The following is an 8,432-nucleotide window of genomic DNA, read 5'->3' on the forward strand; positions in this document are numbered from 1 at the left end:
TATTTTTGGTTAAAAAATAATCACAGCGTCATCAGCATCTCGTGCCACGCCATGCCGCCGTGATCGGACGCCGAAGGTTTGATGTACTGATAGCCGAACTTCTTATACAGATCAACGTGATGGGTTTTGCACATCAAATGGATGGTCTGCTTATTCATCTGCTTCATAAGCTTGATGAACTGTTGCATCATCAGTGTGCTGTACCCTTTGCCCTGATAGGCCGGATCGAGCACCACTGACATAATCACCACGTTAGGTGCTGCAGGATCGTGCCCGATTAACTCCTTAAATTCCTCATCTGACATCACCACATCCCAGGCGCAACCTGCATTGATAAAGCCAATGACTTGACCCTCGTTTTCAAGGCACATAAACCCTTGAGGATAGTGTGCGATACGGGTTGCGATTTTTTCGCGCGTGGCAGCCTCATCGCCTTCGTAGGCATTAATTTCAATGGCATAGCAGCGATCAACATCAGCTAAAGTGGCACTTCGGAACTTCAGATTCGACACAACAGACCTCTAAACATAACATCTCGTGAGCGCCATATTAGCAGGGTGTCATGGGGAAAGGTTGAGAGAATGGAGCGCTGCATTGCTGCAGCGCTACCGTTTAAATCACTTCCACAACCCGATTTTCACGTGCGCTAACAAAAGCAGCATCCAGTACCGCCAGGACTTCAATCGCCTGCTCTGGCGTCACCGGAGGCTCACTGCCATCGCGTACCGCTTGAGCAAAAGCTTCGTAATAGGCGTGATAGGCACCTTGTTCAGAAGGCACCCGTTCTGAGCCTTGCGGCGTATTGAGTGTGCCCCAGCGCTCAGGCTGCTCATAACCCCATGCATCCCGATCGTCCGCCGGACGCTGGCCCGCAAAAATGGCCTGCGCCTGCACATCCGTCCCTTGTGAAACAAAGCTACCGGCATCGCCATACAGACGAAACTCACGGCAAACAAAGCGATTCAGTTTGGTGGCGGAAAGATAGGATTTAGTCCCGTTTTGATGAGTTAGCGTCAGCACAAAACTGGCGTCGGTCGGCCCTTCCGGCAGGTCGATGATATCCAATTGAGCATAAACCGATTTTACCGGCCCCAACAGAAACAGCGCCTGATCGACAATATGACTGCCTAAATCACGCAGCAAACCGCCAGTTTCGCCGCCTTCGAGGGTATTGGCATCGTCAAAATCCATACGATTATGCAAACGCCACACTTTTCCCACGCGATTTTGCTCAATCAGTTTTTTCAGCGTGCGCACATCATGGTCAAAACGACGGTTGTGATACACGCTCAGTACGACGCCTTTCGCTTTCGCGGCATTGGCCAACTCACGCCCCGTTTTCGCGTCGGGTGCAAAGGGTTTGTCGGCAATCACCGCCACACCCGCAGCAATCGCTTCCAGCACCAGTTCACGGCGCGTTTGCGGTGGTGTCGTGATCGTGACGGCATCGACACCTGCCGCCAGCATGTCGGTCAGGCTGGCATAGATCGGAATGTCGGGAAAATCCGCTCTCACGCGTGCAATAGTGGCTGGCGCACGCGCCACGATGCCCGCTAACTCCACGCCCTCAGCCGCATTAATGAATGGCGCGTGAAAGTGTTTGCCGCCCGTTCCATAGCCCACGATACCGATTTTCATGCTGCCTCCTTGTGATAGAGAAAAGTGGTAAGGCAATCAGTAATAACATAATCGCAACAACTAAAACTGCTCGCTCACGCAAAAATGGCACAAAAATATCATTTTTAGGAAAAATGGCTTTACTGTGCCGCAGGGAAGTTGCGCTTAATCGGCGCAAAGTCACTGGCGTTTTTGCCTAACAATCGCTGAGGGCGGAAATCTGCCAGTAACTCACTGGCCTGATCCTGCACCAGTTCCTGCGCCACCAGCTTGCCAATCAACGGTGACAATGTGATTCCACTGTGTGTCACTGCCACATACACACGCTGATGAGGCGTGACGTAGCCAATGGCAGGTAATCCATCCGCCGGTCTGGCGCGTTGACCAATCACAAGGTTCTCAATCTGCAATTCGCCTGCATCTGCAAACAACGCGTGGTAGCGATCGCGGAACGCCTGCGCAATATCGCCATGGCACGAAGGTGGGGCAGCAGGGTCGGCAAGGTCATCCAGCGCCAGTGCCTGCAACAGCAATCGCCCGCCGCCGTCCGGACGTACATTAAGCTGAGGAGAGATTAAATTGGTTGCCAGCGAGAGCGGCTGTGGCGCCGTGCGTGCCAGGAAACTACAGGCCACCGCGTTGGGTTTGCTGGTATCGAGCAGCGCCAAATCAAGATTAAGGGTGTTAAGCAGTTGATTGGCCCAGCGCCCGGTGGCAATCACCACGTGATCACCCTGCCACTGTTCACCGTTTACCAGATGCAGCGTGACGCCATCAGCTTGTTCGCTAAGACGTTCAATCGCATGTTGTTGATGCAATACCGCCCCATTGGCACGCGCTTCAGACCAGAGTCGCGAGAGATACAGCGCCGGATGCAATACCGATTCCGTTGGGAAATGCCAGACGCTGCCACTTACCGCCTGTGAACGCAGATCCGGCACTTCACGCTGCAACGCATCCGGTGTCACCTCATGCGCGGGATAACCCAGCGATTGCAGGGAGGTAACACGCTGAAGTAGCCTCTGCTGCGCCTCGCCTTCTGACGCCCACTCCCAGGTACCACAGGTTTCCAGCCAGCGCAGACCATTGGTTTGCGAAAGCTGCAAACGAGTATGTTCTTCCATAGCGAGGGCATTGAGCTGGTGATAACTGAGGGGTTGTTTACCATTGGAGTTGACCCAGGCGAAGGTGGTGCTGCTGGTGCCGGCACCAATATGCTGCTGTTCAAAAATCGTAACCTGTACGCCCTGCAAGGCTAATGCGCGCGCCACCGCTAAACCGATGACGCCGCCGCCCACTATCGCAATCTTTTGAGTTGTCATGAATGGCTCCTGAATGAATAGCCCTATCATAACAACGTTCATCGGCAGAGATTGCAATTGCTATATAACGCTTACTGCGCAGGATATAAGAAAATCCTCTGATGCCAGAGAATAAATTTATATCGTCGTCAGCATTTTCCCATTTGAGAAATAGGCCAGCAAATTCTCCAGCACATTATTCGCCATGCCTTCACGAGTTTCATGGGTGGCACTCGCAATATGTGGGGTTAATAACACATTATCTAATTCACGCAGCGCAGGATGAATAATCGGTTCTTGCGGGAAAACATCCAGCGCGGCGCCTTTTATCACACCCTGCTGCAATGCCTGGATAAGATCGTTTTCATTCACCACCGTGCCGCGTGCAATGTTGATCAGCACACCCGATTTCCCCAACGCCGCCAGCACTTTTGCGTCCACCAGCTGGATATTTTCCGGGCTACCCGGCAGCGCCAGCACCAGGAAATCACTGAACGCCGCCAGCTGTTCAATGTTCTCACAGCGTTGGTAAGGCACATCTTTTTGACTGCGCGCGGTGTAAGCGATCTCCATACCGAATGCCTCAGCACGCCGGGCAATCGCAAGACCAATCGCACCCAAGCCCGCAATGCCCATGCGTTTCCCGCTGGCTTTACTGGAAAGCGAAGTGCCGGTATTTTCCCACGCGCCAGAGCGTGCGAACTGATGATTGGCCACCAGGTTGCGTGAAAAAGCTAAGGTCAGCGTCATGGCTAAATCGGCGACATCATCGGTAAGAATATCGCTGGTGATGCTCACCTGAATATCATGTGCAGCGGTGTAATTCAGGTCGATACGATCGGTTCCCACCCCAAACACCGCAATCGCTTTACAGGCCGGCACCTGTTCCAGAATCGACGTTTCTACACCCACGTCACCGCGCGTCACTATGCCTTGAATCTCTTTGCCCTGGCGCTGAAGAAATAGCGCGGGGTCCTGCTCCTTATATAAACGATGACAATGAAAATGTTGCGAGAGTTTTTCGTCCAGCTGCGGCATCAGTGGCTGAATAATCAGAATATGAGGTTGCGAAGACATCATTATTTTCCTGGATGGATAAGCGTGTCGTTTCAGACTACCGGATGAATTTATGTTACGGCACCCTTGTTACTTTTTTCGCTAATACGATCACGGGGAAAGTGCAATGAATCCTGGTGGAGAATCAGGTTTTATTTCGGATCTGTCTTTACCGTAATGCGTTGAGCGCGCTGGCGAACTCATCTTACGCAGTCTACGGTTAATAAAAAAACCATAACAATTCAACTTACCATGGAAAGCCGCTATGACCGCCCATGTCGACATCACAGCAAGCCAGGAAAACGAACTTCACTCTTTGCAGCAATTATTGCAGACGCATCTTGAGCAACTGCTGCCTGCGGGTCAGCCGAGCGATCAGGTTCGTGCCGCCATGCGCGCCGGTGCGCTGGCACCGGGTAAACGCATTCGTCCCCTGTTGCTGCTGTTGGCTGCGCGAGATATGGGCAGCAAAGCATCGCAACAGGGCATTCTTGATCTCGCCTGCGCAGTTGAAATGGTGCATGCCGCGTCGCTGATCCTCGATGATATTCCTTGCATGGACAATGCTCAGATGCGACGCGGACGCCCAACAGTGCATCGCGAATTTGGCGAAAGCGTGGCGATTCTGGCGGCGATTGCCCTGCTGAGCCGCGCCTTTGAAGTGATTGCCGTTGCGCCAGGTTTAGCCGCCCTGCAGAAATCAGAGGCGATTGCCGAACTCTCTTCTGCCGTGGGTTTACAAGGTTTGGTGCAGGGTCAATTCCAGGATCTACATCAGGGCGCGCAATCGCGTAGTCCGGAAGCCGTCGCATTAACCAATGAACTCAAAACCAGCGTGCTGTTCCGAGCCACCTTGCAAATGGCGGCGATTGCTGCGGAAGCAACACCCGCTATGCGCCAGAAACTCAGCTATTTCGCGCAGGATTTGGGTCAGGCTTTCCAATTGCTCGATGATCTCGCCGACGGCAGTAAACACACCGGCAAGGACATTAATCAGGATCAGGGTAAATCGACGCTGGTACAGATGTTGGGGGCCGAAGGTGCTGAGCGCCGCTTGCGTGAACATCTGCGCAGTGCCGATGCGCACCTCGCCTGCGCCTGCCATCGTGGCATAGCGACCCGCCAATATATGCACGCCCTGTTTAATCAACAGCTGGCGATGTTTCACTGATCGCGGGACTGCCGATGGGGCACTTTGCCGTGATTGCGCCGCCACTGTATAGCCACTTTCACGCGCTGCAGGCGTTGTCACAGACGCTGATTGCGCGCGGTCATCGCATCACCTTTGTGCAACAGGATGATGCACGCCTCCTGCTAACGGATGAATGTACAGGATTCAGCACCGTAGGTGAGCGCAGCCATCCCGCCGGTTCTCTGGCACGGGTGTTACAGCATCTGGCCTCGCCCCTTTCGTTATGGCGGGTAATCAGTGATATCGCCGCCAGCACCGATATGTTGTGTCGTGAACTGCCTGCGCGTTTAACCTCGTTGCAAGTCGATGGTGTGATTGCCGATCAAATGGAAGCGGCGGGTGGCCTGGTGGCAGAAGCATTGCAACTTCCCTTTGTTTCAGTAGCCTGCGCGCTGCCGGTGAATCGCGAGCCTGGCATACCGCTGGCGGTGATGCCGTTTCACTTTGGTCAGGATGAAAAATCACTGCAACGTTTCCAGGCCAGTCAGGATATTTATGATCGCCTGATGCAGCGCCATGGCGCGGTGATCAGTCATCATGCACAAAAATGGGGATTGCCCGATCGGCACAGCCTGCACCAGTGTTTGTCACCGCTGGCGCAGATTAGCCAACTCGTTCCAGCATTTGATTTTCCGCGCCAGCAACTGCCCAACTGTTTTCATTCCGTAGGACTGCTGCGCGCCTCAAAACAGCCCCGCGTAGCCACGGCCCCCTGGCCTGAATTGCGACAGCCGGTGGTTTATGCCTCTTTTGGCACCTTGCAAGGTCATCGTTTTCGCTTGTTCCTGCATCTGGCACAAGCGTGCCGCAATCAGCAACTCTCGTTAGTGATTGCCCATTGTGGCGGTTTGGACGCTGATCAGGTGCAGCAGCTTGAGCGCGCCGGTGCGGCGTGGGTGACGGATTTTCTCGATCAGCCAGCCGCGCTGCAACATGCGCAGCTGTTTATCACCCATGCCGGACTCAACAGCACGTTAGAGTCACTGGAATGGGGCACCCCGATGCTGGCGCTGCCGCTGGCCTTTGACCAACCCGGCGTGGCGTCTCGTATTGCCTGGCACGGTGTCGGTCATCGCGCATCTCGCTTTAGCCGCGTGCATCAGCTGGAGCAGCACCTGCAGCAACTGTTGACGGATGACGGCTATCGGCTGCGTATCTCACCGATTCAGGCGCAGCTGCAGCGCTCAGGCGGTTGCGAGCGCGCCGCTGATATCGTTGAGCAGGCATTGGGGCAACAACGTGTTGTGCTGGCGGAGGCGACCTGATGCCCGAGAATTATGACGTGATTTTAGTGGGTGCCGGACTGGCTAATGGCTTGATTGCGCTGCAGTTACGCCAGCGTCATCCCCAGCTGCGTGTTCTGATGCTGGAAAGTCACGCGCATCCGGCAGGTAATCATACCTGGTCCTTTCATCAGGACGATCTCAGCCCCCATCAGCTTCAGTGGTTGCAACCGTTGATTGCCTATCGCTGGCCCGGCTATCAGGTGCGTTTCCCTACACTGCGCCGCAATCTCAGCGGGGAATATTGCTCAATCACCTCTGCAGATTTTGCCCAACGGCTTTATGAGGTCATGGCGGATGATCTCTGGATCAATACCCCGGTGAATGAGGTGCGCCCTACTCAGGTCACCCTGGCCGACCATCGCGTACTGCATGCTGCGGTGGTGATTGATGGTCGCGGCCTGCAACACACGCCGCATCTGCAACTCGGCTATCAAGCCTTTATCGGTCAGGAGTGGCATCTGGCGAGGCCTCACGGTTTAACACAACCGATCTTGATGGATGCGACAGTGGATCAACAACAGGGCTACCGCTTTGTCTACACCTTACCGCTCAGTGCGGATCGTCTATTAATTGAAGATACGCACTACATTAATCAGCCCACGCTGACAGAGCACACCGCGCGGCAGAATATCGCCGACTACGCCAAAGCGCATCACTGGAGCTTGAGCCTTCTGCTGCGTGAGGAGCAAGGTTCACTGCCAATAACATTGAGTGGCGATATTGATGCCTTCTGGCAGCAACAGCGTGATCAACCCTGCAGCGGGCTGCGTGCGGGCTTGTTCCACGCCACCACGGGCTACTCGTTGCCCACAGCACTGGCGCTGGCAGAACGCATTGCCCAGCTGTTGCCCTGTGATGCGACAACGCTCAGTCGCGCCATCGAACAGTTTGCACGCGAGCAGTGGCGAACACAGCGTTTTTTCCGGCTGCTCAATCGAATGCTGTTCTTAGCCGGGCACCCGGACCAGCGCTGGCGTGTCATGCAGCGCTTTTATCGGCTGGATGCCGGATTAATCAGCCGCTTTTACGCCGGGCAACTCCGCCTCGGCGATAAAGCGCGCATTTTATGTGGCAAACCGCCCGTGCCAATCGGCGAAGCGGTGCGCGCACTGATGACGACCTCTTCTAAACCAGGGAAGAAATAATGACACGCACTTATGTGATTGGCGCCGGTTTCGGCGGCCTGGCGTTGGCTATTCGGCTGCAGGCGGCCGGTATTCCTACCACGCTACTAGAGCAGCGCGATAAACCCGGCGGACGCGCCTACGCATGGCAGGAACAGGGCTTTACTTTTGATGCCGGACCGACAGTGATCACCGACCCGACAGCGATTGAAGCGCTGTTTACGCTGGCCGGTAAATCGCTCAGTGATTATGTTGAATTGATGCCGGTTACGCCTTTCTATCGCTTATGCTGGGAAGACGGCAAACAGCTCGACTATGACAATAATCAACCGTTGCTGGAGCAGCAAATTGCCCGCTTCAACCCGGCCGATGTCGCAGGCTATCGGCAGTTTCTCGCCTATTCACGCGAGGTGTTCAAAGAGGGTTATCTCAAGTTGGGGACTGTGCCTTTTTTGCATTTCCGTGACATGCTACACGCTGGCCCGCAGTTAGGCCGCTTGCAGGCCTGGCGCAGCGTTTACAGTATGGTGGCAAAATTTATACAGGACGATCACCTGCGTCAGGCATTCTCTTTTCACTCGCTGCTGGTTGGCGGTAATCCTTTTGCAACGTCCTCGATCTATACCTTGATTCATGCGCTGGAACGCGAATGGGGCGTATGGTTTCCGCGTGGCGGCACCGGTGCGCTGGTGCAAGGCATGGCAAAACTATTTACCGACCTGGGTGGCGAATTGTTGCTCAACGCTGAAGTGAGTCAGCTGGAAACCCAGGGCAATCGCATAAGTGGCGTGCAGTTGAAAGATGGTCGCCGGTTTGCAGCTAATGCGGTGGCGTCGAATGCCGATGTGGTGCATAC

8 protein-coding genes are annotated in these 8,432 nt (G+C 54.6%); 4 read left to right on the top strand and 4 right to left on the bottom strand.

The window, feature by feature from the left end; all coding sequences use genetic code 11:
* Positions 1–20: 20 nt before the first annotated feature.
* The 4 genes from H7A81_RS23485 to H7A81_RS23500 all read right to left on the bottom strand — a co-directional run bounded on the left by H7A81_RS23485 (position 21) and on the right by H7A81_RS23500 (position 3,998).
* A complete protein-coding gene (locus tag H7A81_RS23485) occupies positions 21–512 on the bottom strand; it encodes a GNAT family N-acetyltransferase (RefSeq protein ID WP_182058871.1) in 492 nt (163 codons plus the stop codon).
* Positions 513–612: 100 nt separating this feature from the next.
* Complete coding sequence (locus H7A81_RS23490; RefSeq protein WP_182058872.1) at positions 613–1,638, bottom strand: Gfo/Idh/MocA family protein; 1,026 nt, start codon at positions 1,636–1,638, stop codon at positions 613–615.
* A gap of 119 nt (positions 1,639–1,757) precedes the next feature.
* Complete coding sequence (locus H7A81_RS23495) at positions 1,758–2,939, bottom strand: FAD-binding oxidoreductase (RefSeq protein WP_182058873.1); 1,182 nt, start codon at positions 2,937–2,939, stop codon at positions 1,758–1,760.
* 117 nt (positions 2,940–3,056) lie between these two features.
* A complete protein-coding gene (locus H7A81_RS23500) occupies positions 3,057–3,998 on the bottom strand; it encodes a 2-hydroxyacid dehydrogenase (protein ID WP_182058874.1) in 942 nt (313 codons plus the stop codon).
* A gap of 241 nt (positions 3,999–4,239) precedes the next feature.
* Between H7A81_RS23500 and H7A81_RS23505 the strand changes: the two genes are divergently transcribed.
* The 4 genes from H7A81_RS23505 to crtI all read left to right on the top strand — a co-directional run.
* Complete coding sequence (locus H7A81_RS23505) at positions 4,240–5,145, top strand: polyprenyl synthetase family protein (protein WP_182058875.1); 906 nt, start codon at positions 4,240–4,242, stop codon at positions 5,143–5,145.
* Positions 5,146–5,159: 14 nt separating this feature from the next.
* Complete coding sequence (locus H7A81_RS23510) at positions 5,160–6,431, top strand: glycosyltransferase (protein WP_182058876.1); 1,272 nt, start codon at positions 5,160–5,162, stop codon at positions 6,429–6,431.
* Positions 6,431–7,597 carry a lycopene beta-cyclase CrtY gene (gene crtY / locus H7A81_RS23515; protein ID WP_182058877.1) on the top strand — a complete coding sequence of 389 codons (1,167 nt, stop codon included), beginning with the start codon at positions 6,431–6,433 and terminating at the stop codon, positions 7,595–7,597. Before H7A81_RS23510 ends, crtY begins: the two co-directional genes overlap by 1 nt.
* On the top strand, positions 7,597–8,432 hold an 836-nt coding region (gene crtI / locus H7A81_RS23520), incomplete at its 3' end, for a phytoene desaturase family protein (protein ID WP_182058878.1). The genes crtY and crtI, both read left to right, overlap by 1 nt.

It is taken from the genome of Pantoea sp. ME81 (genome assembly GCF_903970985.1).
In the GTDB taxonomy this organism is placed as follows: domain Bacteria; phylum Pseudomonadota; class Gammaproteobacteria; order Enterobacterales; family Enterobacteriaceae; genus Pantoea; species Pantoea communis.